The organism is Streptomyces lonarensis (assembly GCF_012033735.1).
In the GTDB taxonomy this organism is placed as follows: Bacteria; Actinomycetota; Actinomycetes; order Streptomycetales; family Streptomycetaceae; genus Streptomyces; species Streptomyces lonarensis.
Window position 1 is genome coordinate 3,711 of sequence record NZ_JAAVJD010000298.1, and the last position, 1,554, is coordinate 5,264.

At 56.5% G+C, this 1,554-nt stretch carries 1 rRNA gene (cut by a window edge); it reads left to right on the forward strand.

Annotated elements, in window-relative coordinates:
- Nucleotides 1–1,533: ribosomal RNA gene (locus tag HCN56_RS23180) — 23S ribosomal RNA — on the forward strand; it begins 1,691 nt to the left of the window's first position.
- The last annotated feature ends 21 nt before the right edge of the window (nucleotides 1,534–1,554 follow it).

Below are 1,554 nucleotides of genomic sequence, written 5' to 3' on the forward strand. Positions count from 1 at the left end.
CCGTGGGTGTGGTGGAGCCGGTGATCCGAGCTGGTAGTAGGTGAGTGATGGGGTGACGCAGGAAGGTAGTCCATCCCGGGCGGTGGTTGTCCCGGGGTAAGGGTGTAGGGCGAGGAGTAGGTAAATCCGCTTCTCTTGTGCCTGAGACCTGATGCCGAGCCGATTGTGGTGAAGTGGATGATCCTATGCTGTCGAGAAAAGCCTCTAGCGAGTTTCATGGCGGCCCGTACCCTAAACCGACTCAGGTAGTCAGGTAGAGAATACCGAGGCGTTCGGGTGAACTATGGTTAAGGAACTCGGCAAAATGCCCCCGTAACTTCGGGAGAAGGGGGGCCACGTCTGGTGATGGGCTTTGCGCCTTGAGCTGGGGGTGGCCGCAGAGACCAGCGAGAAGCGACTGTTTACTAAAAACACAGGTCCGTGCGAAGCCGTAAGGCGATGTATACGGACTGACGCCTGCCCGGTGCTGGAACGTTAAGGGGACCGGTTAGTCAGGATTCGTTCTGGCGAAGCTGAGAACTTAAGCGCCAGTAAACGGCGGTGGTAACTATAACCATCCTAAGGTAGCGAAATTCCTTGTCGGGTAAGTTCCGACCTGCACGAATGGCGTAACGACTTCTTGACTGTCTCAACCATAGGCCCGGTGAAATTGCAGTACGAGTAAAGATGCTCGTTTCGCGCAGCAGGACGGAAAGACCCCGGGACCTTTACTATAGCTTGATATTGGTGTTCGGTTCGGCTTGTGTAGGATAGGTGGGAGACTGTGAAGCATGCACGCCAGTGTGTGTGGAGTCGTTGTTGAAATACCACTCTGGTCGTGCTGGATGTCTAACCTGGGTCCGTGATCCGGATCAGGGACAGTGTCTGGTGGGTAGTTTAACTGGGGCGGTTGCCTCCTAAAGAGTAACGGAGGCGCCCAAAGGTTCCCTCAGCCTGGTTGGTAATCAGGTGTTGAGTGTAAGTGCACAAGGGAGCTTGACTGTGAGACTGACGGGTCGAGCAGGGACGAAAGTCGGGACTAGTGATCCGGCGGTGGCTTGTGGAAGCGCCGTCGCTCAACGGATAAAAGGTACCCCGGGGATAACAGGCTGATCTTCCCCAAGAGTCCGTATCGACGGGATGGTTTGGCACCTCGATGTCGGCTCGTCGCATCCTGGGGCTGGAGTCGGTCCCAAGGGTTGGGCTGTTCGCCCATTAAAGCGGCACGCGAGCTGGGTTTAGAACGTCGTGAGACAGTTCGGTCCCTATCCGCTGCGCGCGTAGGAGTCTTGAGAAGGGCTGTCCCTAGTACGAGAGGACCGGGACGGACGAACCTCTGGTGTGCCAGTTGTCCTGCCAAGGGCATGGCTGGTTGGCTACGTTCGGGAAGGATAACCGCTGAAAGCATCTAAGCGGGAAGCCTGCTTCGAGATGAGGGCTCCCACCCACGTGATGGGGTAAGGCTCCCTGTAGACGACAGGGTTGATAGGCCAGATATGGAAGCCCAGTAATGGGTGGAGTTGACTGGTACTAATAGGCCGAGGGCTTGTCCATAGTTGCTTGCGTCCACTGTGT